32 protein-coding genes and 3 tRNA genes are annotated in these 26,525 nt (G+C 66.9%); 17 read left to right on the forward strand and 18 right to left on the reverse strand.

Annotated features, from left to right (window positions below):
• Positions 1-5: 5 nt before the first annotated feature.
• The 3 genes from DMB80_RS20840 to DMB80_RS20850 all read right to left on the reverse strand — a co-directional run bounded on the left by DMB80_RS20840 (position 6) and on the right by DMB80_RS20850 (position 1,111).
• Positions 6-96: transfer RNA gene (locus DMB80_RS20840), tRNA-Ser, on the reverse strand.
• 44 nt (positions 97-140) lie between these two features.
• On the reverse strand, positions 141-590 hold the full coding sequence (locus DMB80_RS20845) for a nucleoside deaminase (RefSeq protein WP_046362965.1): 450 nt from the start codon (positions 588-590) through the stop codon (positions 141-143).
• Positions 587-1,111, reverse strand: a complete 525-nt coding sequence (locus DMB80_RS20850; protein ID WP_111511610.1) for a tRNA adenosine deaminase-associated protein — start codon at positions 1,109-1,111, stop codon at positions 587-589. The genes DMB80_RS20845 and DMB80_RS20850 overlap by 4 nt, the downstream gene beginning before the upstream one ends.
• Before the next feature lie 59 nt (positions 1,112-1,170).
• Between DMB80_RS20850 and DMB80_RS20855 the strand changes: the two genes are divergently transcribed.
• On the forward strand, positions 1,171-2,130 hold the full coding sequence (locus tag DMB80_RS20855) for a prephenate dehydrogenase (protein ID WP_111511611.1): 960 nt from the start codon (positions 1,171-1,173) through the stop codon (positions 2,128-2,130).
• Here the strand turns inward: DMB80_RS20855 and DMB80_RS20860 are convergent.
• Genes DMB80_RS20860 through DMB80_RS20880 form a run of 5 tightly spaced genes read right to left on the reverse strand, consistent with a single transcriptional unit; the run spans position 2,093 to position 6,177 of the window.
• On the reverse strand, positions 2,093-2,689 hold the full coding sequence (locus DMB80_RS20860; protein ID WP_111511612.1) for a putative glycolipid-binding domain-containing protein: 597 nt from the start codon (positions 2,687-2,689) through the stop codon (positions 2,093-2,095). The genes DMB80_RS20855 and DMB80_RS20860 overlap by 38 nt on opposite strands.
• Complete coding sequence (locus DMB80_RS20865; RefSeq protein WP_111511613.1) at positions 2,686-3,462, reverse strand: ABC transporter permease; 777 nt, start codon at positions 3,460-3,462, stop codon at positions 2,686-2,688. Before DMB80_RS20865 ends, DMB80_RS20860 begins: the two co-directional genes overlap by 4 nt.
• Complete coding sequence (locus DMB80_RS20870) at positions 3,459-4,139, reverse strand: ABC transporter permease (protein ID WP_111511614.1); 681 nt, start codon at positions 4,137-4,139, stop codon at positions 3,459-3,461. The genes DMB80_RS20865 and DMB80_RS20870 overlap by 4 nt, the downstream gene beginning before the upstream one ends.
• Positions 4,139-5,251: an ABC transporter ATP-binding protein gene (locus tag DMB80_RS20875; protein ID WP_111511615.1), complete on the reverse strand. Its 1,113-nt coding sequence runs from the start codon at positions 5,249-5,251 to the stop codon at positions 4,139-4,141. The genes DMB80_RS20870 and DMB80_RS20875 overlap by 1 nt, the downstream gene beginning before the upstream one ends.
• 5 nt (positions 5,252-5,256) lie before the next feature.
• Positions 5,257-6,177 (reverse strand): ABC transporter substrate-binding protein, encoded by a 921-nt coding sequence (locus tag DMB80_RS20880; protein WP_205538814.1) that lies wholly within the window; start codon positions 6,175-6,177, stop codon positions 5,257-5,259.
• A gap of 141 nt (positions 6,178-6,318) precedes the next feature.
• Between DMB80_RS20880 and DMB80_RS20885 the strand changes: the two genes are divergently transcribed.
• On the forward strand, positions 6,319-6,672 hold the full coding sequence (locus DMB80_RS20885) for a LapA family protein (RefSeq protein WP_046362972.1): 354 nt from the start codon (positions 6,319-6,321) through the stop codon (positions 6,670-6,672).
• Positions 6,673-6,679: 7 nt separating this feature from the next.
• Here the strand turns inward: DMB80_RS20885 and DMB80_RS20890 are convergent, their stop codons facing one another.
• The 3 genes from DMB80_RS20890 to DMB80_RS20900 are packed head-to-tail and all read right to left on the reverse strand — an operon-like array spanning position 6,680 to position 9,189.
• Positions 6,680-7,492 (reverse strand): transglutaminase-like domain-containing protein, encoded by an 813-nt coding sequence (locus DMB80_RS20890; protein WP_111511617.1) that lies wholly within the window; start codon positions 7,490-7,492, stop codon positions 6,680-6,682.
• 58 nt (positions 7,493-7,550) lie between these two features.
• Positions 7,551-8,570, reverse strand: coding sequence for a phosphotransferase family protein (locus DMB80_RS20895; RefSeq protein ID WP_111511618.1), 1,020 nt, complete (start codon positions 8,568-8,570; stop codon positions 7,551-7,553).
• Positions 8,571-8,580: 10 nt separating this feature from the next.
• On the reverse strand, positions 8,581-9,189 hold the full coding sequence (locus DMB80_RS20900) for a histidine phosphatase family protein (protein WP_048422520.1): 609 nt from the start codon (positions 9,187-9,189) through the stop codon (positions 8,581-8,583).
• A gap of 18 nt (positions 9,190-9,207) precedes the next feature.
• Between DMB80_RS20900 and DMB80_RS20905 the strand changes: the two genes are divergently transcribed.
• A complete protein-coding gene (locus DMB80_RS20905; protein ID WP_111511619.1) occupies positions 9,208-9,969 on the forward strand; it encodes an SDR family NAD(P)-dependent oxidoreductase in 762 nt (253 codons plus the stop codon).
• Here the strand turns inward: DMB80_RS20905 and DMB80_RS20910 are convergent.
• Complete coding sequence (locus tag DMB80_RS20910; RefSeq protein ID WP_111511620.1) at positions 9,966-11,870, reverse strand: alkyl/aryl-sulfatase; 1,905 nt, start codon at positions 11,868-11,870, stop codon at positions 9,966-9,968. The two genes, DMB80_RS20905 and DMB80_RS20910, sit on opposite strands and share 4 nt — an antisense overlap.
• A gap of 49 nt (positions 11,871-11,919) precedes the next feature.
• On the opposite strand from DMB80_RS20910, the gene DMB80_RS20915 reads away from it, so the two are divergent.
• Positions 11,920-12,471 (forward strand): cupin domain-containing protein, encoded by a 552-nt coding sequence (locus tag DMB80_RS20915; protein WP_111511621.1) that lies wholly within the window; start codon positions 11,920-11,922, stop codon positions 12,469-12,471.
• Here DMB80_RS20915 and DMB80_RS20920 read toward each other — a convergent pair.
• Entirely contained in the window at positions 12,455-12,868 is a 414-nt protein-coding gene (locus DMB80_RS20920) for an MmcQ/YjbR family DNA-binding protein (protein WP_111511622.1), read from the reverse strand. The two genes, DMB80_RS20915 and DMB80_RS20920, sit on opposite strands and share 17 nt — an antisense overlap.
• Positions 12,861-13,364 carry a metallophosphoesterase family protein gene (locus DMB80_RS20925; RefSeq protein WP_111511623.1) on the reverse strand — a complete coding sequence of 168 codons (504 nt, stop codon included), beginning with the start codon at positions 13,362-13,364 and terminating at the stop codon, positions 12,861-12,863. The genes DMB80_RS20920 and DMB80_RS20925 overlap by 8 nt, the downstream gene beginning before the upstream one ends.
• A 76-nt stretch (positions 13,365-13,440) precedes the next feature.
• On the opposite strand from DMB80_RS20925, the gene DMB80_RS20930 reads away from it, so the two are divergent.
• Genes DMB80_RS20930 through DMB80_RS20965 form a run of 8 tightly spaced genes read left to right on the forward strand, consistent with a single transcriptional unit; the run spans position 13,441 to position 20,310 of the window.
• On the forward strand, positions 13,441-14,091 hold the full coding sequence (locus DMB80_RS20930; protein ID WP_111511624.1) for a WXG100 family type VII secretion target: 651 nt from the start codon (positions 13,441-13,443) through the stop codon (positions 14,089-14,091).
• Positions 14,088-14,378 (forward strand): WXG100 family type VII secretion target, encoded by a 291-nt coding sequence (locus DMB80_RS20935; RefSeq protein ID WP_111511625.1) that lies wholly within the window; start codon positions 14,088-14,090, stop codon positions 14,376-14,378. Before DMB80_RS20930 ends, DMB80_RS20935 begins: the two co-directional genes overlap by 4 nt.
• 18 nt (positions 14,379-14,396) lie before the next feature.
• Entirely contained in the window at positions 14,397-17,132 is a 2,736-nt protein-coding gene (locus DMB80_RS20940) for a WXG100 family type VII secretion target (protein ID WP_111511626.1), read from the forward strand.
• Between the two features lie 11 nt (positions 17,133-17,143).
• A complete protein-coding gene (locus tag DMB80_RS20945; protein ID WP_240431305.1) occupies positions 17,144-17,542 on the forward strand; it encodes a hypothetical protein in 399 nt (132 codons plus the stop codon).
• Positions 17,535-18,344 carry a hypothetical protein gene (locus DMB80_RS20950; RefSeq protein WP_111511628.1) on the forward strand — a complete coding sequence of 270 codons (810 nt, stop codon included), beginning with the start codon at positions 17,535-17,537 and terminating at the stop codon, positions 18,342-18,344. The genes DMB80_RS20945 and DMB80_RS20950 overlap by 8 nt, the downstream gene beginning before the upstream one ends.
• 28 nt (positions 18,345-18,372) lie before the next feature.
• Positions 18,373-19,056, forward strand: coding sequence for a hypothetical protein (locus DMB80_RS20955; protein ID WP_111511629.1), 684 nt, complete (start codon positions 18,373-18,375; stop codon positions 19,054-19,056).
• A gap of 34 nt (positions 19,057-19,090) precedes the next feature.
• On the forward strand, positions 19,091-19,531 hold the full coding sequence (locus DMB80_RS20960; RefSeq protein WP_111511630.1) for a hypothetical protein: 441 nt from the start codon (positions 19,091-19,093) through the stop codon (positions 19,529-19,531).
• Between the two features lie 32 nt (positions 19,532-19,563).
• Positions 19,564-20,310 (forward strand): Imm61 family immunity protein, encoded by a 747-nt coding sequence (locus tag DMB80_RS20965; RefSeq protein ID WP_162938646.1) that lies wholly within the window; start codon positions 19,564-19,566, stop codon positions 20,308-20,310.
• 6 nt (positions 20,311-20,316) lie between these two features.
• On the opposite strand, the gene DMB80_RS20970 is transcribed toward DMB80_RS20965, so the two are convergent.
• Complete coding sequence (locus DMB80_RS20970) at positions 20,317-21,234, reverse strand: tetratricopeptide repeat protein (RefSeq protein ID WP_111511632.1); 918 nt, start codon at positions 21,232-21,234, stop codon at positions 20,317-20,319.
• A 108-nt stretch (positions 21,235-21,342) separates the two neighbouring features.
• On the opposite strand from DMB80_RS20970, the gene DMB80_RS20975 reads away from it, so the two are divergent.
• On the forward strand, positions 21,343-21,909 hold the full coding sequence (locus tag DMB80_RS20975) for a TetR/AcrR family transcriptional regulator (RefSeq protein ID WP_111511633.1): 567 nt from the start codon (positions 21,343-21,345) through the stop codon (positions 21,907-21,909).
• Between the two features lie 3 nt (positions 21,910-21,912).
• Here the strand turns inward: DMB80_RS20975 and DMB80_RS20980 are convergent.
• Together DMB80_RS20980 and DMB80_RS20985 are read right to left on the reverse strand one after the other, a co-directional pair.
• Positions 21,913-21,985, reverse strand: a tRNA-Arg gene (locus tag DMB80_RS20980).
• 22 nt (positions 21,986-22,007) lie between these two features.
• Positions 22,008-22,099: transfer RNA gene (locus DMB80_RS20985), tRNA-Ser, on the reverse strand.
• 83 nt (positions 22,100-22,182) lie between these two features.
• Here DMB80_RS20985 and hisC point away from each other — a divergent pair.
• Genes hisC through DMB80_RS21005 form a run of 4 tightly spaced genes read left to right on the forward strand, consistent with a single transcriptional unit; the run spans position 22,183 to position 25,052 of the window.
• A complete protein-coding gene (gene hisC / locus DMB80_RS20990; protein ID WP_111511634.1) occupies positions 22,183-23,238 on the forward strand; it encodes a histidinol-phosphate transaminase in 1,056 nt (351 codons plus the stop codon).
• Positions 23,235-23,708 (forward strand): DUF4334 domain-containing protein, encoded by a 474-nt coding sequence (locus tag DMB80_RS20995; RefSeq protein ID WP_111511635.1) that lies wholly within the window; start codon positions 23,235-23,237, stop codon positions 23,706-23,708. Before hisC ends, DMB80_RS20995 begins: the two co-directional genes overlap by 4 nt.
• Positions 23,709-23,726: 18 nt before the next feature.
• Entirely contained in the window at positions 23,727-24,173 is a 447-nt protein-coding gene (locus tag DMB80_RS21000; protein ID WP_052765217.1) for a hypothetical protein, read from the forward strand.
• Positions 24,174-24,227: 54 nt separating this feature from the next.
• The gene (locus DMB80_RS21005) at positions 24,228-25,052 is read left to right on the forward strand and encodes a crotonase/enoyl-CoA hydratase family protein (RefSeq protein WP_111511636.1); all 825 of its coding nucleotides are present in this window, start codon (positions 24,228-24,230) and stop codon (positions 25,050-25,052) included.
• Between the two features lie 4 nt (positions 25,053-25,056).
• Here the strand turns inward: DMB80_RS21005 and DMB80_RS21010 are convergent, their stop codons facing one another.
• Positions 25,057-26,352, reverse strand: a complete 1,296-nt coding sequence (locus DMB80_RS21010; RefSeq protein WP_240431306.1) for an MFS transporter — start codon at positions 26,350-26,352, stop codon at positions 25,057-25,059.
• Positions 26,353-26,525: the final 173 nt, after the last annotated feature.

The raw sequence follows: 26,525 nt of genomic DNA on the forward strand, positions 1-26,525 counted from the left end.
GGCTTTGGCGGTGGCGGAGGGATTTGAACCCTCGGACGGGGGTTACCCGTCACACGCTTTCGAGGCGTGCTCCTTAGGCCGCTCGGACACGCCACCGTGTGGCAGCTTACCGAGCGAGGGCCCACGACCCAAACCGGCTGTCAGCGCTGGCCGGCGAAGAACTCCTCGAGGGGTGCCGCGCACAACTCGGCGAGCACGCCGCCGCGGACCTGCGGCCGGTGCGTGAGCCGGCGATCGCGCACGACATCCCACAGCGAGCCGACCGCCCCGGTCTTGGGCTCCCACGCGCCGAACACCACCCGCGCCACCCGCGCCATCACCAGCGCACCCGCGCACATCGTGCACGGCTCCACCGTGACCGCCAGCGTCGCACCCTCGAGCCGCCACCCGTCGCCGTGCACCGCGGCCGCGGCACGCAGCGCGAGGATCTCCGCGTGTGCCGTCGGATCACCCAGCTCTTCGCGCGCATTGGCCGCCCGGGCGAGCTCTGTCCCGTCCGCAGCCACGACCACCGCGCCGATCGGCACGTCGCGCGGCCCCGCCGCAGCGGCGGCGGCCAGGGCAGCCTGGATCAGCTGCTCGTCGGTCACCGGCCCAATCGGTCCAGCACGGCGGCCAGCTCGTCGGCGAAACCCATCTCCCGCGCGATCCGGCCCACCTGCTCGTCGGCGTAGAGGTCGTCGCTCTCGTCGAGGATCACACCCATCACGGCTTCGGGCAGGCCGATGTCGGACAGCAGGCCGATGTCACCCTCTTCGAACGGGTCGGCGCTCTCGAGTTCGTCGTCGTCGAAGTCCGCGTCGAGCTTCTCCAGCACCTCGGCGGCGATGTCGTAGTCCAGCGCCGCGGTCGCGTCGGACAGCAGCAGACGGGCGCCCGACGGTGCGGGGCGCACGATCACGAAGAACTCGTCGTCGATGTCCAGGATCCCGAAAACAGCACCCGCGCTGCGCAACTCACGCAGCTCCGTCTCGGCGGCGGACAGGCTGGTCAGCGCGCCCGCTCCCAACGCGGTGCACCGCCACTTACCCTCTTCACGCACCACCGCCACGCCGAAGCCGTCCGGTTCGTCGACCGAACGCTCCTGAGCCTGTGCACGCTGCGCTCCCATGAGAGCTAACCGTAGTCCCCTGCCATGGCCTTGACCATGTGCTATGCCAACCTTGACAGGTGGAGAAGACACCCGTCTGTGTCCTGGGTCTGGGGTTGATCGGTGGCTCGCTGATGCGCGCGGCCCGGGCCGCGGGGCGTCCCGTGTTCGGATACAACCGTTCGGTCGAGGGCGTCGAGGCCGCCCGCTTCGACGGATACGACGCCACCACGCACCTCGACGAAGCTCTCACCCGCGCCGCCGATCTCGGTGCGGTGGTGGTGCTCGCCGTCCCCATGCCGGCCCTGCCGACGATGCTGGCCCACGTCCGCGCCGTCGCCCCGCAGTGCCCGCTGACCGATGTGACCAGCGTGAAGGGTGCCGTCGTCGAGGAGGTGCGCGTAGCCGGGCTGCTGGACCGGTTCGTCGGCGGCCACCCGATGACCGGTACCGCGCACTCGGGCTGGACCGCAGGTGACGCGGATCTGTTCGTCGGTACCCCGTGGGTGATCAGCGTCGACGACCACGTCGACCCGCAGGTCTGGGCCGAGGTCATGACGCTGGCGCTCGACTGCCGGGCGTTCGTGGTGCCGGCGCGGTCCGACGAGCACGACAGGGCCGCGGCCACGATCTCGCACCTCCCGCACCTGCTGGCCGAGGCGCTGGCGACGACGGCCGGGCACGTTCCGCTGGCTTTCGCGCTGGCGGCGGGGTCGTTCCGAGACGGCACCCGGGTGGCGGCCACGGCCCCCGAGCTGGTGCGTGCGATGTGCGAAGCCAATGCCGGCGAGCTGCTGCCCGTGCTGGACGAGACGCTGGCGCTGCTCACCCGCGCCCGCGAGCAGTTGGCTCAGCACGGGTCGGTGGCCGAGTTGGTGACCGCGGGGCACGCCGCCCGCGTGCGCTACGACAGTGTCAGCCGACCCGACATCGTCGGGACGGTGATCGGCGCCGCGGGGTGGCGCGAGGAGCTGGCCGCCGCCGGCCGGGCCGGCGGCGTGATCAGATCCGCTCTGCCAATCCGGGATAGTCGAGGATGAAACCGTTCGCGTCGACCGTGACGGTGGTGTCGGCGACGGGCGAGTTCAGCTTGATGCCGTCCGGGGTCGCCGCGTAGCTGATGTGCGCGATGTCCACCGACAGATCGGGCACCCTCAGGTAGACGACCGGAACGGTCACCGACTCCCCGCTGCCGGGCATCACGCCGGCGCGGCGGATGGGCAGGGCGTTGAAGAACGGGCTGAAGACGACGTCGACGTCGAGGGCGCCGTCATAGGACGACCGGCTGGTCTGGCCCGAGTGCTCCTGCACCAGCCACATGTTCTCCTCGTCGCGCGCGACCGACAGCTGTCGCTCGCGCTCGGCCATGGTCACCGTCATGGACAGCCGCTTGGTGGCGCCGTTCTCGTCGGTGACCAGATCGTAGGAGGCACTGAACGCGGGATGCGCTGAGGTGGCGGCCGCCACCACGCGGCCGTATGCCTTGATGCGGTTGCCCGAGAGCTGCACGCGCACCGACTCCATCCGCGACACGTCGGGCGCGCGCCACGTCAGCACGGCGGGGAAGGCAGTCGTCTCAGAGCGGTCGGCTTCACTCATGGGTCTACCGTAGGCGACGGCCCCACCCGTTCGTGGCGGGCTGCCGAACTGGGTCGAGATTCGACCGCCACCTCATCGGAGAGGAAAGGCTGGGGCAGCGATCGGCGGCCGCGCAACCGACCGCTCCCGGGCACCGACAGCCACACCGCGAACGCCAGCGCGGCATCCAAGATCAACGCCAGCAGGGTCACCATCAAGGCCCCCACCAGGGCGATGTGGAACTGCCGGACCTTGATGCCGTCGATCAGGTAGCGCCCCAACCCGCCCAGACTGGCGTAGGCCGCGACGGTGGCCGTCGCGACGATCTGCAATGTCGCGGTCCGCAGCCCGCCCAGGATCAATGGCATCGCGATGGGGGTCTCGACGCGCAGCAGGATGCGCCGCTCGGTCATACCCATCGACCGTGCCGCGTCGACCACCGATCGGTCCACGTTGGCGATACCGGCGTAGGTGCCGGCCAGGAGCGGCGGAATGCCGAGCAGCATCAGCGCCACCGTCGGAGGCACGAGCCCGAGTCCCCACAGCAGCACGCCGAGCAGCAGCACGCCCAGGGTCGGTAGCGCGCGCAGCGCGTTGACCCCGGTGACGACCAGGAAGGTGCCCCGCCCGGTGTGGCCGATCAGCATGCCGATCGGCACGGCGATCAGGGCGGAGAAGAAGGTCGCGATCGCGGTGTACTGCAGATGCTCGACGATCCGCATGCCCAACCCGGAGGGGCCGGACCAGTTGGCGGCGGTGAAGATGAAGGACAGCGCCTGCTCGAGGAAGTTCACGCTGACGCTCCCTCGGGATCCGCCGCTTTCGACTTCGAACCAGTCTGGGTTCTCGTCCACGGCGTGAGGGCCTTGCCCGCCAGCATGATCAGCGTGTCGATGACGAGCGCGAGGACGAAGATCGCGATGATGCCGGCCACGATCTGGTCACTCTTGTTCGATTGATAGCCCTCGGTGAACCAGGTTCCGAGGCCACCGATGCCGATCACCGAGCCGACCGACACCATCGAGATGTTGGTCACGGCCACCACCCGCAAGCTGGCGATGAGCACCGGAACAGCAAGCGGGAGTTCCACTTTCAGCATCCGGGTGAGCGGTTTGTAGCCGACCGCGGTGGCGGCGTCGAGCACTGCGGGCGACACCGCGTCGAGGGCCTCGGGCACCGCACGAACCAGCAGCGCCACCGTGTAGAGCGTCAGCGCGACGATGACGTTGGCCTCGTCGAGGATTCGGGTGGGGATGATGAGCGGCAGCACCACGAACAGCGCCAGCGACGGGATCGTGAAGATGATGCTCGCCGTCACGGTGGTGAGCCGGCGCAACGCCGTCGTGCGCTGCACCAGCGCGCCCAGCGGAACCGCGATCACCAACCCCAGCACGATCGGGATCAACGAGAGCCGAAGGTGGATCACCGTCAACGCCCAGAGATCGTCGAGATGGGTGAACAGGTAACGCATTACTGGGACGCCTGCCGCGCGGTGCGCTGCGTTTCCAGTGCCTCCAGGACGTCGTCGGCGCGGACCCCGCCGATGACCTGATCGTGCTCGTCGACGGCGACGCCCAGGCCCGACGGTGAGGACAGAGCCGCGTCCAGCGCCAGCCGCAGGGTGCCGTCGGGACGGAACAGCGATCCGCCGGCGATCGTGCTGTCGTAGAGCGATCGACCCTCCCGGTGCAGCTTCACACCCTCGGCGTCGATCCACGCGTAGGGGGTGCCGTCTGGCCGGGTGACCAGCACCCAGTCGCCGGGATTCAGTGTCAGAGCGTCGATTTCGGGCTCGCCGACGTGCCGGATGTCGTGTAGCGGGAGGCCGGTGGCGTGGAAGAACTGCAGGCCTCGGTAACCGCGGTCGGCGCCGACGAAACCCGCGACCGCGTCGTTGGCGGGGTTGGACAGCAGCCGCGACGGCTCGTCGTACTGCTGCAGCTTCCCGCCGCGGCCGAAGACGGCGACCTTGTCGCCGAGCTTGATGGCCTCGTCGATGTCGTGGGTGACGAACACGATGGTCTTGCGCAGTTCCTTTTGCAGGCGCACGATCTCGTTCTGCAGATCGTCGCGCACCACCGGATCGACGGCGCTGAACGGCTCGTCCATCAACAGGATCGGCGGATCGGCGGCCAGCGCACGAGCCACCCCGACGCGCTGCTGCTGCCCTCCGGAGAGCTGTGCCGGGTAGCGGTTGGCCAGCGCTGGGTCCAGGCCCACCCTCTCGAGCACTCCCAGCGCGGATTTCCGTGCGCTGCGCCGTGATTCGCCCCGCAGTACGGGGACGGTCGCCACGTTGTCGATCACCCGGAGATGCGGCATCAGACCCGCGCTCTGGATGACGTATCCGATGCCCAACCGGAGCTTGACCGGGTCGACCTTCGTGACGTCGTCGCCGTTGACCGTCAACGTGCCCGACGTCGGATCGATCATCCGGTTGATCATTCGCATCGAGGTCGTCTTGCCGCATCCCGACGGTCCGACGAACACGGTGAGCGTCCCCTCGGGGACCTCGAGCGTCAGGTCGTCGACGGCGACGGTGCCGTCCGGGTACTTCTTGCTGACATTGGTGAACGTGATCATCGCCCCTACTTTCCGACCGGCTTGTCGAAGCCGTTGTCGGCGATCCACTTTCCCGCAGCTTCGTCGGGATCGACGCCCTGATTGCCCTCGACCGCGGTGTTCAACTGGATCAGCGCCTCGGTGGTCAGCTTCGCGCTGACGGCGTCGAGCACGGTCTTCAGATCGGTCGACATCTTCTGAGAGGCGACCAGCGGCACCACGTTCGCGGCCAGGAACACGTTCTTGGGGTCCTCGAGCACGACCAGCTTGCTCTGCTCGATCGCCGGCGAGGTGGAGAAGATGTTGGCCGCGGTGACGGTGCCGCCGGTGAGCGCTTGCACCGTGGCCGGACCGCCGCCGTCGCTGATCGCGACGAAGTTGGCCGGCGCTATGTCGAGTCCGTACTTCTCCTTCAGTCCGACCAGTCCGGTCTGCCGCGTCTGGAATTCCGACGGGCCGCCGACCTTCACCTCCGGCGAGCGCGCCGCGAGATCGGCGATCGATTTCAGGTTCCAGCGCTGCGCCGTCGCCTCCGACACCGCAAGGGTGTCCTTGTCCTCGGCGGGCGAGGGAACCAGGATCGACAGGTCGCCGGGCAGCGCCTTGAACAGTGCCAGCAGCACCGCGTCGGGTGTGGTGGCCGGGCTCTTCTCGTCGAAGTACTGCAGCAGGTTCCCGGTGTACTCCGGGATCAGGTCGATCGAATGATCCTGCACCGCCGGGATGTACGTCTCGCGGCTGCCGATCCCGAACTGTCGGGACACGGTGAACCCGTTGGCCTCCAGGGCCTGGGCGTAGATCTCGGCGATGATCTTCGATTCCGTGAAGTCCGCCGAACCCACCTTGATCGACTTCAGATCTCCGGACACCTCCCCGCCACCCAGCGGATTGGAGCTGCCACACGCCGCGACGGTGAGCGCCAGCACCAGGGTCAGCAGGACGCGCAGCGGCGACCATCCGGATTTTCGAGAGTGCTTTCGGAAACGGGTCACGCTGGAACGTCCTCTCCAGGTCGCGGAAGCTTTCGTGACCCTAACGCGACACCTGCGCATGTTTCATTCGAAGCGCGAAAGGGCAAGAATGGTGCCATGTCCAGCGAACCGTTCTCGTCGGCCGACCCGTCGCCCACATACGACGTGCCGACGACACCGGCAACAGGCACCCCGGTGCCGCCGAAGTCCGCGGTGCACCGCACCCGCGCCGCGGCGCTGTGGTCGGCGTTGGCACTCGGCTTCCTGATCCTCATCGTGCTGCTCATCTTCATCGCGCAGAACACCGAGTCGGCCCAGTTCCAGTTCCTGGGCTGGAGCTGGAGCCTGCCACTCGGCGTGGCGATCCTCGCTGCGGCGGTCGCTGGTGGCCTGCTCACCGTGGCCGTCGGCGCGGTGCGCATCTTCCAGTTGCGCCGGGCGGCGAAGAAGAATCTCAAAGCCGGGCTGTGAGCCGGCCTCACCGAATCGACACCACCTGATCGACCGAATCCTTCGGTAGGTCGCCGTCCACGGTCGCGGTGACGGCCATGTTGTTGACGTTGATCGAACCCTTGTGGTTGTCCAGCCATGCGGTGTCCGCCGCGTCTCGACCGGTGGCGATGCGGACCAGCGACTGGCGCGGCGCCAGCAGCGTCGCGTCGACCACGCGCCACTGCCCGTCGACGAAGGCCTCGGCCACGGCGTGGAAATCCATGGGCTGGCAGCCCGGGGCGTACACCGACACCAGGCGCGCCGGGACGTTGACGGCCCTCAGCAGCGCGATCACCAGGTGCGCGTAGTCCCGGCACACCCCGGATCCGGCGAGCAGCGTGTCGGCGGCGCCGTCGATCGGGTCACTGGAGCCGGGCACGTACTGCAGACGCGAGCCCACCCACGAGGACACCTTCTCCAGCAGCGCAACCGAGTCGGTGTAGTCGCCGAATTCGGTCGCCGCGAAGCCGAAGAACTTGTCGGCCTCGGCGTAGCGGCTCGGGCGTAGGTAGGTGGTCAGATCGAGCTCGGTGACCGGCGTCGGGTCCGCCTGCCCCAGCACCGTGGCCGAGTAGCTGACCTTGAGGTTGCCCTTCTCGACGTCGAACTTGTGGATGCGGTTGCCGTGGTCGCCGGAGATCTCGTTGATCTTCTCCAGCGGAATTTCTTTGCCGTCCAACGTGAACGACAGCGACTCGGTTACCTCGGCGCCAGGCTGCGGTGCGACCGCGATCTGGAACTCGAGTGTCGTCGGGGCATAGATCTCGACGTCCAGTTCAGCACCGACGTCACGCTTCATCTCAGAGGAGGGCACGCGCTTCTCTACCCGATGGTCCCGCGCGGGAAACCCTCTGTGATCAGGACAACGCGCGGAGCCCGGCGGCGACGAGCGGTGCGACGGCTTCCTCGACGCGATCGCCGTCGTCGGTCACGCCGGCCTCCCGTGACCGGAATGCGATGCCGGCCCCGATGATCGCGAGCTTGAAGTACGCCAGCGCCATGTAGAAGTCCCAGTCGTGCAGGTCGACACCGGCCGCCCGCGCGTACTTCTCGGCGAGCGCGTCGGGGTCGGGCACCAACTCCGATGCCCATGCCGCGTCGGCATGCACGAAATGGAACGTCGGATGCCGGTAGACGCACATCAGTGCGGCGTCGCTGAGCGGGTCGCCCAGGGTGGACATCTCCCAGTCGAGGACGGCGACGACCTTGGTGGCGTCCTCGGCATCGAGGATCGTGTTGTCGATGCGGTAGTCGCCGTGCACGATCGCCGATCGGCTCTGGGCCGGCACCGATTCGGCCAGCCGGCTGTGCAGCTTCTTGACGTCGGCATCGCACGCGTCGTCGGGCTGCTTCACCAGATCCCACTGCGATCCCCAGCGCCGCACCTGACGCTCGAGATAACCGGTGGGCTTGCCGAAGTCACCGAGACCGACCGCGTCGGGTTCCACCGCATGCAGGTCGGCGAGGACGGCGATCAGCGCGTCGACAGACTGCTCGATGGCCGCCTTGTCGCCGAGAGCCTCGAGTTGATGGGTGTAGCGCACCACGCGGCCGGGGACGAACTCCACCATCTGGAACGGCGCACCGAGCACCGAGTCGTCGTTGCGCATCGTCACCGCCCGGGCCACCGGCACCGCGGTGTCCTTCAGTGCGGCCACCACTCGGTACTCGCGGGCCATGTCGTGGGCGGACGGCGTGAGCCCGTGCAGGGGCGGGCGGCGCAGCACCCACTTCGACGCGTAGTCGGCGACCAGGAAGGTCAGGTTCGACCGGCCACCCGACACCAGCTCGGCGCGCAGGTCTCCGGTGCGGGGCACGCCCACCTCTCGCAGGTGGCGATCCAGGGCAGTGAGGTCGAGGCCTTCGAGGTCTGTCACGGCGTTCTGTTTACCAGCTGACGTTTCGCGGCAGCAGGTCCCATACGTGTTCGGTGCCGTTGACGCTGGCCACCGAGAGCCGACCGCTGCGGGAGGACAGCACCCTGGTCACCGAGGCGTAGTCGACGTGGAAGTTCAGCAATCGCGGTGTGCGCAGGATGGTGTGCAGCAGCACGTTGATCACACCGCCGTGGCTGAACACCACAACCGTGTCCTCGTGGTCGGCGGCGGCCACCACATCCTCGATACCTGCGGCGATGCGCGCGCGGAAGGCGTCCTCGTCGACGCTGCTCGGCAGGTGACCGTCGATCAACCGCTGCAGCTCCTCGGGGTTGTCCCTGGCGATCTGCTCGATCGGGATGTAGTGCTCGAGGTCGCGGTCGTATTCGGCGAGGCGGTCGTCGACATCGATCGGCAGTCCGAGCTTCTCGGCCACCGGCCCTCCCGTCTCGATGGCCCGCACCTGCGGGCTGCTCACCAGCCGGGTGATCGGGAAACGGGCCAGCGCGTCGGGCAGCCGGGCCGCCTGGGCGAGACCCTCGGGTGACAGGTTCGGATCCGAGCCCTCCCCCGGTTCGCTGCGCAGCGGAAGTGCGTGTCGGACGAGAAGCAGTTGCACCGTGCCACCATAGGGCGCGTGACCGGGTACGCAGATTCGCTGTTCGATCTGACCGACCGCGTGGTGCTGGTGACGGGCGGCAGTCGGGGACTGGGTCGGGAGATGGCGTTCGCCGCTGCCCGGTGCGGTGCCGACGTGGTGATCGCCAGCCGCACCTACGAGGCCTGCGTTGCGACCGCCGAGGAGATCGCCACCGAGACGGGTCGCGCGGCCCTGCCGTACGCGGTACACGTCGGGCGGTGGGATCAGCTCGACGGGCTCGTCGACGCGGCCTATGAGCGGTTCGGCCGGGTCGACGTGTTGGTGAACAACGCGGGGATGTCACCGCTGTACGAGTCCCTCACCGATGTCACCGAGAAGCTGTTCGATGCGGTGCTCAACCTGAACGTGAAGGGCCCGTTCCGGTTGTCGGCCCTGGTGGGCGAGCGCATGCGGGCCGCAGGCGGCGGGTCGATCATCAACGTCAGCACGAGCGGATCGCTTCGACCGGATCCGACGTTCCTGCCCTACGCGGCGGCCAAAGCAGGCCTCAATGCGACGACCGAGGCGCTGGCGAAGGCGTTCGGGCCGACGGTGCGGGTCAACACGCTGATGCCCGGGCCGTTTCTCACCGACATCGCCGATGCGTGGACGTTCGACCCCGACGCCGCGTTCGGACATCTGGCATTGCAGCGCGCCGGCCAGCCCCGCGAGATCATCGGCGCCGCCTTGTTCTTGATGTCGGATGCGAGCAGTTTCACCACCGGATCGATCATCCGCGCCGACGGCGGTCAGCCCTAGGGCGTCACGATGTCGAAGCTCGGATCGGGCTTGTCCAGCACGTCGACGAGTTGCGCGAGAACTGCTGCGTCACCGAGGATCTCGACCCCCGGTGACTTCGTGTCACCCGCCGCCAAGCTCAGCAGCCGCACTTTGGTCGCCAGCCGCAGCGTGGCCTGCGCGGTCTGCTCGTCGGCATCGACCTTGCGGTAGACCAGCACCCCGTTGCGCAGCGTGAGCCGGTAGTTGGTCGCGGTGTCGACGAAGGTCACGTCGATCGCCAGGTCGAGATCCCATGCGCGCGGACCGTTCACGCTGATCGCCAGCACGTCGAACATCTGCTCCGGGGAGAGCTGAGCGGCCATCGTCGTCGACGTGGCCGTCGGGGTGCCGAAGTTGCCGTCACGCAGCTCGGTGGCTCCCGCCAGGAAGAAGTTGCGCCACGTGGCGGTCTCCGCCCCGTACGCCAGTTGCTCGAGGGTATCGGCGTAGAGCTGCCGAGCCCCGGCGTGGTTCTCGTCGGTGAAGATGGCATGGTCGAGAAGTGTTGCTGCCCAGCGAAAATCACCGTCATCGAACGCCTGCTGGGCGATCTCCACCACGCGGTCCAGACCGCCCATCGCCGCGACGTAACGGGGTCCGATCGCTTCCGGCGGGTGGGGCCACAACCGGCCCGGGTTCCCGTCGAACCAGCCCATGTAGCGCTGATAGACCGCCTTCACGTTGTGGCTCACCGACCCGTAGTAACCCCGTGCATGCCAGGCGTTCTCGAGAGCGGGCGGCATCGAGAAGGTCTCGGCGATCTCGATCCCGGTGTAGCCCTGGTTGAGCTGGCGCAGCGTCTGGTCGTGCAGGTAGGCGTACAGATCCCGCTGCAGTGACAGGAATTCGACGATGCGGTCCTTGCCCCACGTGGGCCAGTGGTGGGAGGCGAACACCACGTCGGCGCGGTCGGCGAAGGTGTCGATCGCTTCGGTGAGATACCCCGCCCAGCCGTGCGGATCGCGTACCAGCGCGCCGCGCAGCGTCAGCAGGTTGTGCAGATTGTGCGTGGCGTTCTCGGCCATGCACAGTGCGCGGAACTTCGGGAAGTAGAAGTGCATCTCGGCCGGCGCCTCGGTGCCGGGTGCCATCTGGAATTCGATCTCGACACCGTCGATGGTGTGGGTCTCGCCGGTCTCGCGAATGTCGATGGTGGGCACGATGATCGCGACCTCACCCTGCGAGGGGGTCTGGCCGAGCCCGCAGCCCACCTGCCCTTGCGGCCCACGCTCCAGCACTGCCCCGTACATGTAGCCGGCCCGGCGGGCCATCGCCGTGCCCGCGTACACGTTCTCCTGCACCGCGTGCGCGGTGAAGCCCTCCGGGGCCAGCACCGCCACCGTGCCCGCGTCGACCTCGGCCTGAGTGGTCACGCCGAGCACGCCGCCGAAGTGGTCGACGTGGCTGTGGGTGTAGATCACCGCGCTGACGGGACGCTCTCCGCGGTGTTCGCGGTACAGCGCCAGAGCAGCCGCAGCCACCTCGGTGGACACCAGCGGATCGATCACGATGATGCCGCTGTCCCCTTCGACGAACGTGATGTTGGACAGGTCGAAACCGCGGACCTGATAAATGCCTCTGACATCCCCCGTCGCTTCGCTCGCCCGGGCGACCACCTCGTAGAGACCCTGTTTCGCGACCATTTGGGACTGCCGCCACAGGCTCGGGTGCACCGATGTGGGTGCGTCCCCGTGCAGGAAGTCGTAGACGTCGTTGTCCCACACCGCCCGGCCGTCGGCGGCGGTGATGACGCAGGGAGTCTTCGCGGCGATGAAGCCGCGATCGGCGTCGGCGAAATCCCGGGTGTCGTCGAACGGAAGGGAGGTCAGATGCTCGCGATGCGCTGCTTCGATGGTGCTGGTCGGCGGCTTGTGCTCCATTCCGCTGAGACTGCCACTCTCACCGCCGTCGCGGTGGTTGACTGGGCCAATGGATGTCCGTCGAGTGGTCACAGGTCACGATGCCGCCGGCAAGTCGGTGTTCGTCAGCGACGAATCCGTCGCGCCGCGCACACCGGTGCTTCTTCCGGGGTCGGAGTTCACGATGCTGTGGGGCGGCGATCAGACACCCCACTTTCCCGATGACGGGTCGATGCCGAACTGGCGCACCTACTTTCCGCCGATCGGCGGATTCCGGTTCTCGATGTTCACGCTGCCGCCGGGCACCGCCACCGCGCGCACGGACGACCTGACCACCGAGGAGGCCATCGTCGACGGCGAGGAGAAGCTGCCGGGCCTGCTCGGGTACATGGAGCTCGACGATCCCGGCATGCACACCACCGACACCATCGATTTCGAGGTGGTGCTGGAGGGCACCGTGATCCTGGAACTCGACGACGGCGCCGAGGTGACCCTGCAGCCCGGGGACACCGTGGTGCAGAACGGGACTCGGCATCGGTGGCGCAACCCCGGCGACGTGCCGGCACGGCTCGCGCTGTTCTGCTGCGGAGCCGAGCACGACAAGGTCACTCGCCCCGGCTGAGCCACTCCTGACCGCGGCGTTTCGAGGCCCGGGACAGCCACGCGTCCTGGATCAGCTCCTTGAGCTCGCTGACCGCGATTTCACCGAGTCGGCTCGCGCGCACCAACACCGACGGATGCCCGTCGAAGTGCTGTGTGGTGAAGAACGGCGACGACGGGTCCTGGGTGAGCGCGAGTTTGTCGGCCTCGGATTCCACCCAGATGACGACGACGTCGGGGTACTTCTCGCCGGTGTCGGGATCGACGGCGTCGGGCCTCGGGGTGCGGAAGAACACGAACGACTTGCCGCCGACCTGGTAGATCGGGTTACCGGCCTTCGGCCCTTCGACCCGCGTCACGTGCGGCATGTCCGCGGCGATGCGGTGCACGTCGTCGACAGTGGCCGGCCGGTCACTCACGGCGAGGCACCCGGTGCAGCTCGACGTCGCTGAGCTGTCCCCCGGCTGCCGTCGCGTTCATGTAGGTGCAGTGGGGCTGGCGGCGGCGATCGGTCGGCGAGCCGGGGTTGAGCAGCCGCAGACCACTCTCTGCGGTGGTGTCCCACGGGATGTGGCTGTGGCCGAACACCAGCACGTCGGTGTCGGGGTAGGCCTTGGCCATGCGCGCCTCGCGGCCGGCCGCACCGCCCGTCTCGTGGGTGACTGTGAAACGCAGCCCGCCCAACTCGACGTCGGCACGCTCGGGCAGCCGGCGACGCAGCTCGTCGCCGTCGTTGTTGCCCCAGCACGCCACCAGCCGCCGGGAACGCTGCTCGAGAGCGTCGAGCAGTTCCGGCTCCACCCAATCCCCGGCGTGGATGACCACGTCGGCCTCGTCGACCTCCTCCCACACCTGCGGCGGCAGATCTTTGGCCCGCTTCGGCACGTGCGTGTCGGCGATCAGGAGGAGGCGCACGTCACCACCCTAGAGCCTGGCGGCGTCGCGAAATTGGCGCACGGACCCCCTCTCGGGGACCCATAGGCTCTTTGCCGTGGAGCGTTCGGTCGAGGTGGTGGTGTCGGAGCTGCAGGCGGCGTCCGAGCGGCTGCGCGACGCCGGGCAACGGCTGCAGGACGGGCTGTCCAGCGTGGACCTGGAGACGCGGCAGCTGCTGGGTTCGGGCTGGAAGGGTGGGGCGGCCTCGGCCTACGGGCCGGCGTGGGATCAGTGGCACACCGGCGCCGGCCAGGTGGTCCGCGGACTGCAGTCGATGGCCGACCTGCTGAGCCTTGCCGGCAAGGAGTACGCCAAGACAGACCAGCAGTCCGGCGACGCCCTGAACGCGACGATGCAGGGCGGCGGAGGTGCGCCTTCTGGAGGTGGTGGCGGCGGAAGCGGGGCTCTGAGTGCGGCGCCGGCGGCTTCCGTGGCGGGCGGTGGGGTTGCTGCTGCACCCTCCTCCGAGCCGCTGACGGGGTTGGCCAAGGCAATGGACCTCGATCAGCTCGGGTCGGTCGCGGAGTCTGCACAGTCGGCACCCCAGCAGCTCGGCGGCTTCTTGCAGCAGGGGGCGCAGATGGCCGGCGGATTCGTGGAACAGATCTCGTCCCTGGTCGAGGGCGCGGCGCAGGGCGGCGAGGCGCCCGCACCCGAACCGCCGCACGACCCTGATCGCGATTCGACGCGCAAGGACGAGCGATGAGCGCGCTGATCGTCGACTTCGATGCGCTGCGCGCCGCGATCCGTCACATGGAGGAGTTCGGCCGCGAGGTCACCGAATGTCTCGACGACATCGAGAACACGATGGCGATGCTGCGCGGATCGTGGCAAGGTGCCGCCTCCGACGCCCAGGACCAGGCGCAGAAGCAGTGGGAGACCGGTGCGGAGCAGATGAAGGAGGCGCTCGCCGCGCTGCAGAAGGTCGCCGACACCGCGCACAAGAACTACACCGACGCCGTCGCCAAGAACGGTGAGATGTGGCAGGTATGACCATCGGGGGGCCACGCGGTGCGGATCGAGGTTGACCCGGAGGCGCTGATCGCCGCGGGTCAGCAGACCGGTGCCATCGGCGCGCAACTGGCTCGGCTCTCAGATGCGTTGGGTACGGCGCTGGCCGGCGGCATTTCTTCGGGCATGGACCCGGCGGGGATGAACTTCGGGCTGAAGTACGGCCATCAGGCGGGCGAGTTCACTTCTGCGGTCGCGGACGCGGCCAACGCCTTCAACGCCGTCGGCATGCTCTTGCAGGCCACCGGCTACAACTATCGCAACGCCGATGCCGCGGCGACGATCGGCGGGCCTGGCCCCACGGGCGGCGTCGGCGCAGAGCCTGGCAAAGCCTTGCCCGCGCATGTGCCGCCCGGCCCCAACGGCGTCACTGTCCCGCCGCCGGACAAGTGGTACCTGATCCAACCGTTCCTTCAGGTGCTGCCCGGCATCGGATTCTTCGCCGGTGCCGCGATGACGTGGCCGTCGGGCAACGCGCCGATCATGGGGGTGACGGCGACGCAGTGGCGCAACTTCGCCACCGGGTTCGCGCTGATCGAGCCGCAGCTCACCGGCATCAAGAATGCCGTTGCCGCGCAACAGGTCCCCGAGGGCGGCGCGATGAAGACCGCGCTGGAGAGTCTGGGCACCGCGATCTCGTCGCTCGCCGACGTGTCGAACTCTGTCGCGCAGTCGATCACTGATTTTGCGAACGGCGTCCAGGAGACCCAGGACGCGATCCGCCGAATCCTCGACCGGCTGTCGCTGGACGGCCTGTGGGACACGGTGAAAGGCATATTCACCGGAGAAGCCGACGACATCCTGCGCGAAGTAGCGCACGACATCGGCACGGTGCTGCACAATTTCCAGAATCAGGTCAAGGGCCTTGTCGGCCTGCTCGATGAGCTGACCGGCCTCATCGGGGACGCGGCGACGGCGTTCCAGAAATGGATCCGGCCCATCCTGGTGGAGACGTTCGGCGACCGAGTCGGCAACGATCTGGCGAATGCCGTGACGCTGTACACCGACATCCAAGTGGGCGCGGTCACCGGGTTGATCGGCACCGTGTCGGGGATCGTGGCGATGGCCGACCCGGACACCTGGAAGGGCATGGCCGAGATGGCGCTCTCGGTCGCCAAGGACCCGTCCACACTGCCCGATGTCCTGATCAACATGGGCAAGGAGTTCGTCGCGTGGGACAAGTGGTCGGGTGACCATCCGGGCCGCGCCGCGGGCGAGGCGGCGTTCAACATCGGTTCGCTGTTCGTTCCCGGCGGCGCGCTGTCGAAGACCGGCAGCGTCGCCAAGGGCCTGAACCTGAGCCGACGCGTGCTCGAGGAAGGTCGTCTGCCCAAGGTCGGTGAGCTGGGCAGCTGGACACGCGGGACGCCGAGTCGCATTGAGACACCGCATGTTCCGGAGTTCAACCCCTCTGGTCCCGGCGGGGTGCCGCCACTGCGGCCGGAGACGATTTCGGGTGGGGCGGGACCTGGGTCTGTTGGCGCGGGTCCGGCGCCGGGCGGGTCGACGCCGTCGGGTGGCTCGCAGTCAGGCAGCGGCCCGTCGGGTGGCGGCCCGCGTACTGGTGAGCCGTCGGCGCCGAATGGGCGGCCGTCTGGTTCGGGTGCTGAGGGTGGTTCCGGTCCACGCGCACCGGTCGGCGAGGCGCCTTCTCCAAACGGATCGTCGCCGGGCGGGTCGACGCCGTCGGCGTCACCCGGCGGAGGCCCCGAATCTGGTGGCGGATCGACAACGCCGCACGGACCGTCGGGCGGGGCGCCGGAAGCGCCGACAGAAACCTCAGCACACTCGGCTCCTTCAGCTACGCCGGCGCCCGAAGCATCTAGCGCAGGCGGCGGCTTGGAATCGGGCCGGCACAGTGTCGGGTCATCAGATGCCGGCGGGAATCACGATCAACCCCTGACTCCCGATGGCACACACCCGGGAAGTCCGGAATCCCATGCGGCCGGCGATCAGCCTCCGCCGGGAGATGATCACCACACTCCGCCCGGAGACGACACTGCGCGCGACGAGCACGCACGGGTCTACTCGATGATGGACGGCAGCGAGCACACTACGTCCTTCGCTCCTGAGCAACTCCTCGACAACCATCGAGTAGATGAGGCTCTTGCGGCGAGCGGCGTCAGCAAGAGCGACTTCGTCGACTTGGTCAACACGCCGACTGATGCTCTGACAGCAGATCAACGTCACCTGTTGACCAATGTTCGCGACGCCTTGCCCGCGCCGACAGCTGACACCGTTATGCAGAAAGTCATTCCACCGGGGTTCTTCCATAACGACGGGCATTTCGTTCAAAGCCGTGCTGACGACTACATCATGGGTGGCGACTTCGACGCCGATCAAATCAAAGGATCGGTCACTGTTGCCGATGACACCGCCCATCTTTCTGACCCCTCGAAGATCTACGACGGTTTGCGTCTGGACTACTCCGGCACACACTTTGATCCATCTGATGCGGGCACACATATCATTCGCTTCCAAGCCGATCCGGAATCGTTGGGAGATTACGAGGTACCGAGGAATTCGGCGATGGGCGGCGACGCCTCTTACGACGCGTGGTCCGATCCATTCACAGGTAACGGCTTCACGAAGGCGGTTGACGATGTTATCCCTGAATACGTGGCCAACGACATCACCATGAGGGACGGAGCCGAGATGTGGGAGGTACTCGACGACGGCAACCAACGTTTGGTGGCCGTGTTGCGAGACAAAGAGTGGATACCGCAGGGCAACTAATGGAAACTCCTGTGAGCGCTGCATTAGCGGAGTACCGCGGCAAGCAGTTCCCGATTGTCTTCAGCGACACTGACTGGGTAGCTCTCGGAATTGACCCCGATACCGAGATACCCGACGCCTTCGCCTTTGGCGACTTTCCGTCCGGTTTCGGACACCGACAGAGGTGGGCGAAAGTCCCTCGCACCAGTCTCGACGGAATCATTCATCGACGTGTTCGGGGAACGATCCGCGGCCACCACCTCACACTGAAAAAGCACCTACCGGACGGCCGAATATGCGTGGACTTCATTGGCCCACCCGGCGTGGCGCGTGAACTGGGCCTGGACGGGGACCAATACATGGGGTGGAGTGGATTGTTCAAGCCAGAAGACTTCGACACCATTGAAGTGGAAGAGACGCGTCGTGCCTGACCGTCTCATTCTGCAGAAGTTGCTCAACTCCGCCCTCGCAACTGCCATCGTCGACACTGGCGATGACCAGGTGGGCGGATACGTGTCGGATGCGGCAGCAGCTGCCAATCTACGAACGCCACAACAACTTCTGGCTGCCTACGGTGTCGAGGGGGCACCGCAGTTCGTTGACGTGGTTCGTTTCGAACAACCCCGCCTCGCGTCGTTGCGACCGCCCGACGATGCGCCGCGCCCCTGGCCGACCTTCCCGAACGGCTTCCTTCGTGGCGACTCGCTCGCTCGAGTCTGGTCCATGAGCCGAACTCGATACCCCTACGGATCTGAGTACTGGCGAATTCGAGCCGACGGCGAGCAGAAAATCCTTTCGCGTTATGAAGGCGTCGCACGCGGCTGGCGCAACGCGAAGCAATGGCGGCCGCCCAGCCCACTGGTCGGCACACTGGGTCGGTGGCGCGGCAACGAATACTTCGCCGACGTCGCCGCCGAGAACGTTCACCTGACCGCCATCACCGCCGACGGCCCGGAAGGTTTTGAGCCCGTCCGTGCCAACGTGTGGTCATCAAGCGTTCCGCTTGCCGACACCGAAATCTTCGAGCGTGTCTACACCGCCGATCTCGACGGCGTCCCAGTCCGCATCGTGCGCACGTCGGGAAGAACCGCCGAACTGCTGTTACTCACGGATGAACCTGATAGCGCGCAACGAATCGGCGCCGGTTTGACCGAGCCCGGTGTCTACGAAATCGTCGTTGATACTGAGCGACTCAGCAATATACGGGGAATTGAGAATCAGTGGGCCCCCTGATGTATGCGTTTCATTGGAAGGTACTTCCATGCCTCATCTGACCATCGACAGCATCGATTGGGACCAGTCGGGAGGCGGGCTGCCGTACGCCATCCCCGAGCTACAAAGCCAACTTCCGGTGAACGGACGCGTGGCGCGGCAAATACCCGGCCCCGACAGAGACGACTACTTCTTCGTCGTTCTGAAGCCGCCTATACGCTTCCATCCCCAGACCGACTTCGACTGGAGTCGAACGCAACCCGAGTTTCACGGACGTGACGACGCCGGTGCCTTCCTGCGTATCTACGCGGTGATCGTATGCAGTCTGGCTGTAGGCACGCAGTTGCACAACGGTATGAAGAGCTTTCCCGTGCAGCTTGCATTGGTGATCGACAACACCGTTGGCCGAGATGAGCGTCTGGCGTTCGAGAAATGCGAGTACGCCGGGCAGGCCTTGGTGAGCGACGTTCCCAGTCCGAGCAATTCCATCGAACTCACGAAGCTCGCCGACTCTCCCTGGGAATGGACACTTTACGAGACGAGCGACCGCTCATTCGTCCTTCGGGTGATGTTCTCTGAAGGCCCCTACAAGATCGATGTGGGTCGCTACTTCCTGATGCAGGGAGGACTCAGACCCGACGATCCCGCCGATGTTGCTGAGCGCATCAAACGCGACTACCCACATGTCGACTTCACTGAACTCTCGAAGAGAGATGTCTCACATTCGGTTTGACGGTGTCCCAGCATCGACGAAGGGAACGATCTAGGTGCATCCCGAAGGGGCCACCTCGACCTTCGCCGATCAGGTCAAGGCAATCGTTGGCCGGTCTCTCTCGCGCCGAGGATTCACCTTCGACCGCGCCATCACGGTGGATGAGGACGGGCGCAACGCGGCGGCTGTGTTTTTCCGAAACCGGGACTGCTTGATCCAAATCTATTGGTCCCAGCGTGCAGGCGAGCTGAATTGCATGATCGCTCCACCTGATGCGGCCTACGAACACGGGCTGTACGACAGATCAGCGAAGTGGCGCTATCTCAATGAATTTGTCGCCAGGCCCGATTTCCCACTCGAGCAGCTCACCGAACTCCTCGAGGCTGACAAGGTCCATTTCCAGAACCAGGACACGTGGCTCACCTGGCTCGGCACTCGAATAGACGATTACTACGACTCCGCACTGGCCGGCATCAAAGGTCGAAAGCCATCATGAACATCACTGAGCTGCGGCGAGCTCTTCGCGCCATGGAGATACCGGACCGAGTGCTGGCTCGCGGAGGTCAGGCGGAGTATTCCTGGTGCGTCGAGCCCGGCGCTGATGGCCTCTGGGAGGTGTACTGGTACGAGCGCGGCAACAAGAACAACTTGGTCCGGGTCTCCAACGAATCCGAGGCTTGCTACCAGCTGTTGGGGCGACTCGCCTACAGCCAACTGTTGGGCGGAACTCTCGCCGCGAGAAAAGCCTACAACCACCAGTCATCGCCGGAACTGTCACAGTCTCTCGTCCAATGGGCGCGAGCAGCTGGCTACGCCCTGACGGCTGACAGTCAGACGGGCGCTGCGATCTTGTGGTCTGATCCCGGCGGAGAGACCCGCTTCTACGTCCGGCGACGCTTTGATGGCGTCTTCGTCCTGACATCGTCGCAGCGAGCGTCGCGGGAACACTTCGAACTGGGTGCGCCCACCGTCGAGATCCTGGAAAGGCACCTTTTCGATCTCTTCGGCTCGAGCATCCGATATCGAAAAGGACTCCCGTTCTTGCGTTTACCGACTGCTCTCGGTTCTCTCGCCGCCGGCTTCGACATCAGCGACGAAGATCCCGACGGCTTCTGCAGGCTCGTCGACAGAGACGCTCGAGTAGTCGCCTTTGGTCACGGTGGCAGCACCGGCGTATCGAAATCCGTGAAGCTCTCTCACCTCGTATCAGCCCCAGTGACCGACATCATCGCGTCCTTCGAGAATCCCGAAGGCCATCCGCTGTTCCGGGTGTGACGCTAGCTACGAGCCCGTCACGAATCCGAGCACCGTCAGTCCGAACACCCCGAACAGCAGCAGCGTGCCCGCCACATCGGACACCGGGTTCGCGCCCACCGCCGCCGTCACCACGCCCAGTACCACCGCCAACGCAACGAACGCCATCCGCACACCGAGCAAGAGCCGTTGCCGCACAACGGTGCTCAAGACCGCCGCAGGAACCGTGCGCATCACCCACACCAGTGGGGCAATCAGAGCCACGCCGAGTACCCCCGCCGCGATCCGCGGCAGCACCGTCGACATCCCGTCGTCGTCAGCAGCCCCCACCACGATCAGCGCTACCGCCAGGAACACCACCGACGCGGTCGCCATCCGCAGGACTCGAGCCATCGCCAGCCCGATGTTGTCGATCACCATGGGCCGCAACGCCGGATTCATGCTGTCGGCCACCAGAAGTCCCCGCACCGCCTGCGTCAACGTTCCCCACCGCAGCCTGCTCACCGCGAGGTTGTGGGTCGCCACGGCATGGTTCGGCTCGATCCGCAGCGCCTGCAGATACTGCTGCTCGGCAGCCTTCGCGCCCCACGTCGTTCGGAAGATGTCGCCGCGCAACACCAGTGCGTCCGGGTTCGTCGGGTCGAGCCGCAACGCTTCGTCGACCACCGCCGACGCCTGCTGATCCATGCGGGACTCGTGCAGAAGGCTCGCGTACGTGTACTGCGCCAGCGCCGACCGCGGGTGCTCCGTCACCAGACGCCACGCCATCGCCAACGCATCGGCGTCGCGGCCCAGCCCGTGCAACGCGAGCGCATACAGCCGCATCGCGTGCTCGTGAGTCGGCTCGACGGTGAGTACCGCCCAGGCTGCCGACGCCGCAGCCCCGTAGTCCTTGGCGCCAAGACTCGCCTGCGCGGACTGTGTGAGCATGGCAACGTCGGACATCACCGACGAATTTTATCGGCGCCCGCGGGCTACCCCGCGCACGTCTTCGCCGGGTAACCCCCGATCCGTGCGTTAATTGAGGGCACCAGAGACGAGAGGTGAGTGCAGATGGCAGGCCGCAGCGGCAACGCCGCCTCCGGCGAGGACGCCCGCGTCATCCGCACCCGCGCCGACGTCGGCCGGACAGCGCTCGACGTTCTCGTCACCGAGGGGTCCGACGCCGTCACCCACGCTCGCGTCGCCGAGCTCGCCGGCTACTCCAAGACCACCCTCTACACCCACTGGCCGTCGCGGGTGGACCTCCTGAAGATCGCCGTCGACGCCATCGGCGAGCTACCCCACACCGAGCCCTCCGGCGACCTGCGGGCCGACTTGATCGGCGAGCTGACGTCGTTCCGTACCGCCGTGGTCGACCTGCACTTGGACAAGGTCCTCTACGCGATGGCGCAGTGGGCCTCGGTCGAGACGATGGCCGAGATCCGGGACTCGCTGAACTCCGAGGCGCAACGACCGGTTCGGAAGATGCTGGAGAACGTCTTCGCCGGTGCGCACTTGGAAGCGGCGATCTCAATGCTGGCCGGCGTGGTGGCGTGTCCGTCGCTGATGTTCGGAACGGTGCCGGGCGACGACGTCATCGAGGCGGCAGTCGACATGGTGCTCGCCAACAAGAAATAAAAGTGCGCCCGAAGGGATTCGAACCCCTAACCTTCTGATCCGTAGTCAGATGCTCTATCCGTTGAGCTACGGGCGCGTGGTGGTGCGTGTTCAGTTGTTGGCGGAGGCGAGAGGATTTGAACCTCCGGCCCGCTTTAAGGCGGGCAACTCATTAGCAGTGAGTCCCATTCGGCCGCTCTGGCACGCCTCCTGACGTTGACCGCCGAAAGGAGAGAGTACACAGGCCCTGCCACGGGAAGCAAAGCAGATCGACGACAGCCCTAAACTGTTCGGGTGCCCGCACGTCTTCGCCCGGAACTCGCCGATCTGCCCGCCTACACACCGGGTAAGACCGTGCCGGGCGCCATCAAGATCGCCAGCAACGAAACCGTGCACGGGCCTCTGCCCAGCGTGCGCGCCGCAGTCGCCGACGCAATGGACGGCATCAACCGCTATCCCGACAACGGATACGTCGAGCTCAAGGAGCGCCTAGCCAAGCACGTGAACTTCGCGCCCGAGCACATCTCGGTGGGCTGCGGGTCGGTGAGCCTGTGCCAGCAGCTGATCCAGATCACCTCGACGGTCGGTGACGAGGTGCTGTTCGGGTGGCGCAGCTTCGAGATCTATCCGCTGCAGGTCCGCACCGCCGGCGCCACCCCGGTCCAGGTGCCGCTGACCGACCACACCTTCGACCTCGACGCCATGGCGGCCGCGATCACCGACCGCACCCGGCTGATCTTCGTCTGCAACCCGAACAACCCGACCAGCACCGTCGTCGACCCCGCCAAGCTGGCCGCATTCGTCGAGGCCGTCCCGTCCCACATCATGGTGGTGCTCGACGAGGCCTACATCGAGTACATCCGCGACGACCTGGTGCCCGACAGCTTCGGCCTGGTCCGCGCGCACCCCAACGTCGTCGTGCTGCGGACGTTCTCGAAGGCGTACGGCCTGGCGGGGCTGCGCGTCGGTTACGCCGTTGCCGACCCCGACATCGTCAGCGCGCTGTCCAAGGTCTACGTCCCCTTCACCGCCACGACCGTCTCGCAGGCCGCCGCCATCGCCTCGCTCGACGCAGCAGACGAACTGCTAGAACGCACCGACGCCGTCGTCGCCGAACGCACCCGCGTCTCGGCCGCGCTGCGCGACGCCGGGTACGAGCTGCCGCCCTCGCAGGCCAATTTCGTCTGGCTGCCGCTGACCGGCCGCGCCCAGCAGTTCGCAGCCGACGCCGCCAACAGCCGCATCATCGTGCGGCCCTACGGTGACGACGGCGTGCGGGTCACCGTGGCGGCCCCGCACGAGAACGACGCCTTCCTCGACTTCGCCCGCACCTGGACAGGACGCTCATGACCGAACCCCGGAAGACCTTCACCGAGCTGACCGCGCGCACCGGCCGGATCGACGACGCCGAACTCGACGCGTTCTGGGCCACCTTGGCTCCGGCCACCATCGAGTTCATGCTCGGCGAGTGGAAGGGCGGCGAGTTCGACACCGGACACAGGGCCAACGGCTTCATGAAGCGGCTCAACTGGTTCGGCAAGACGTTCCACTCCGCCGCCGACGCCAAGCCGCTCGTGTGCCTGGATGCTGACGGCGCCAAGTTCTCCAACACGGAGGCGATGAACGGCGAAGCCAGCCTGTGGATGGAAGAGTTCCGCGGCGAGACGGTCGCGTCCATGGTCTACGACGGCAAGCCGGTGCACGACCACTTCAAGGTCGTCGACGACAACGCCGTCATCGGCATCATGAACGGCAAGGGCGCCATGGACACCAGCTCCGGCACGCCGCGCCACCTGTATTTCTATCTCGAGCGGGTGTAGCCCCCTATCGTGGCGAAGATGAGGACGCGCGCGCGGGTGACGACGACCGCCATGGTCGGGCTGGCGATCGTGCTCGGCGCGACGACGGCCTGCTCGCGCAGCACCGAGGGTGCCGTCGCACAGACCACCGAGCCCGGCCCGCCGCTGACCACCGAGCGCAGCGCGCCGAGCATTCCCGGGCTGCCGAGCATCCCCGGGTTGCCCGAGATCACGATCCCGAATCTGCCGCTGCCGACGCGCGGGTCGAACGTCCCCGAGGTGCCGCCGCCGCCGAACGCGACCAGCATGTCGTGCGAGGAGTACTCGAAGCTCGACGAAGCGACCCGGCTCGCGGTGGTCAAGGCGATCCTCGCCCAGGGCAACAACCCGATCGGCGCCAACGGCGAGACGGTCGGCCAACTCCTCGCCGACGCCGCATGCCAGTTCCTGCCCAGCGCGAAGGTCGCCGACGTTTTGATGGGCTGACGTCCTGGTGGGCTGATGGCCCAGGCTGTCGCGCGGCGGCTAGCCTCATGAGCCATGGGCAGCAGCTATGAGTCAGTGACAGTGGAGATCGCCGACCACATCGCACAGGTCACGTTGATCGGCCCGGGCAAGGGCAATGCGATGGGACCGGCGTTCTGGGCCGAACTCCCCCAGGTCTTCGCGGAACTGGACGCCGATCCCGAGGTACGCGCCATCGTTCTGACGGGCTCGGGCAAGAACTTCAGCTACGGCCTCGACCTGCCCGCGATGGGCGGCATGCTGTCACCGATGCTCGCCGAGGGCGCCCTGGCCAAACCCCGCGCCGACTTCCACAAGCACCTCAAGACCATGCAGCAGTCGATCACCGCGGTGGCCGACTGCCGCACGCCGGTGATCGCGTCGGTGCACGGCTGGTGCATCGGCGGCGGGGTCGACCTGATCTCGGCCGTCGACATCCGCTACGCGAGTGCCGACGCGAAGTTCTCGGTGCGGGAGGTCAAGCTCGCGATCGTCGCCGATGTCGGTTCGCTGGCGCGGCTGCCGCTGATCCTGAACGACGGGCACCTGCGTGAACTGGCATTGACGGGCAAGGACATCGACGCTGGGCGGGCCGAGAAGATCGGTCTGGTCAACGACGTGTTCCCCGACGCCGACGCGTCGCTGGCCGCGGCGCGCGCCACCGCGGCCGAGATCGCCGCGAACCCGCCGCTGGTGGTCGCCGGCGTCAAGGACGTCCTCGACGAGCAGCGCACCGCCGCGGTGTCGGCGAGTCTGCGCTACGTGGCGGCGTGGAACTCGGCGTTCCTGGCGTCCAAGGACCTCACCGAGGGCATCACCGCGATGTTCGAGAAGCGCCCGCCGACGTTCACCGGCGAGTGACCGCCTAGATCCTGCGTCCCGCCGTCTCCGGCAGGGCCAGGACACACGCCAGGCTGACCAGTCCGAGCGCGCCCATCATGACCGACACCGCCCAGCCACCGTAGGACGCCAGCAGCATCGGTGAGACGACGGGAGGCAGCGCGCCGCCGACGATCGCGCCCAGCGTGTGCGACAGCGCCGCGCCGGTGTAGCGGTATTCGGGGGCGAAGATCTCCGGCAGCAGCGCGGCGAGCGGTCCCATGCACCAGCCGATGAGGCAGTAGGTCACCACGATCGTCGCGCCGAACATCATCTTGTCGCCGGTCTCGATCAGTGGGAACACCACGAACGCCCACGGCGCCGTCAACGCGAACCCCCACGACACGATTCGACGCCGGCCGTAGGTGTCGCTGAGCACGGCAGCCACCGCGGCAAAGCCCACCGCGCACAGACCGCCGATCACCCCGGTCATCAACACCAGGTCGTAGGAGAAGTCGAGCCGCTCGGCGGCGTAGTGGACGAAGAAGGTGCCCGCCTGGAACACCAGCATGGGAGCGCAGACGGCGACCCCGGCGGCCAGCAGCACCTGCCGCCCCTGCTGGCGGAACAGCGTGACCAGCGGGGCGCCCTGGTGTCCCGTGTCCTCGCCGAGCACCGGGGAGTCCTTGACGTGCATGCGGATGTAGAGCGCCACGAGGATCAGAATTCCGCTGAGCAGGAACGGGATTCGCCAGGCCCAGTCGAAGAACACCGACCCGGGATCTTCCCCGAAGATGGCCTGGACCACCCAGAACACGAGGTTGGCCAACACCAGCGCGGTCCCCAGGCCGAGCTGGGTGAACATCCCGTAGAAGCCGCGCCTGTCCTGCGGCGAGTTCTCTGCGCTGAGCAGGACCGCGCCCGCCCATTCACCGCCGACGGCGAAGCCCTGGACCAGCCGCAGACCCAGCAGCAACAGCGGCGCCGCGATACCGATGGTTGCTGTGCTCGGAATGAGACCCACCCCGACAGTCGCGACGCCCATCAGCAGCAGCGTCACGACCAAGGTCTGCTTGCGGCTGATGCGGTCGCCGAAGTGACCGAACACCGCCGCCCCGACCGGCCGGGCCAGGAACGCGGCCGCGAACGCACCCAGCGAGGCCGTCGTCGCCATGATCGGGCTCAGGTCCGGGAAGAACACGGTCGGGAACACCAGCGCCGCGGCGGTGCCGTAGATGAAGAAGTCGTAGAACTCGATGGCCGAACCCACGTAGCTGGACAGCGCGATCCGCCACAGCGGTTGGGTGGCAGTGGGGCCGGCAGGGACCGCTTCCATCGTCATGGGTCGATAGTGACGGCTTTGCCGGATGAACACATCCGCTATTGGGTGGAATGCCCCGGTGGATTGCGATGTCCACCGATCAGGGGACCCGGCGCCGACGCGCCACTCAGTGGTAAACGAAGTTGCTAATGACGTTTCAATGACTTTGCTTCGTGCAACAGAAGACGGCATGA

It is taken from the genome of Mycobacterium kyogaense, from assembly GCF_003254575.1.
GTDB classification, from domain to species: domain Bacteria; phylum Actinomycetota; class Actinomycetes; order Mycobacteriales; family Mycobacteriaceae; genus Mycobacterium; species Mycobacterium kyogaense.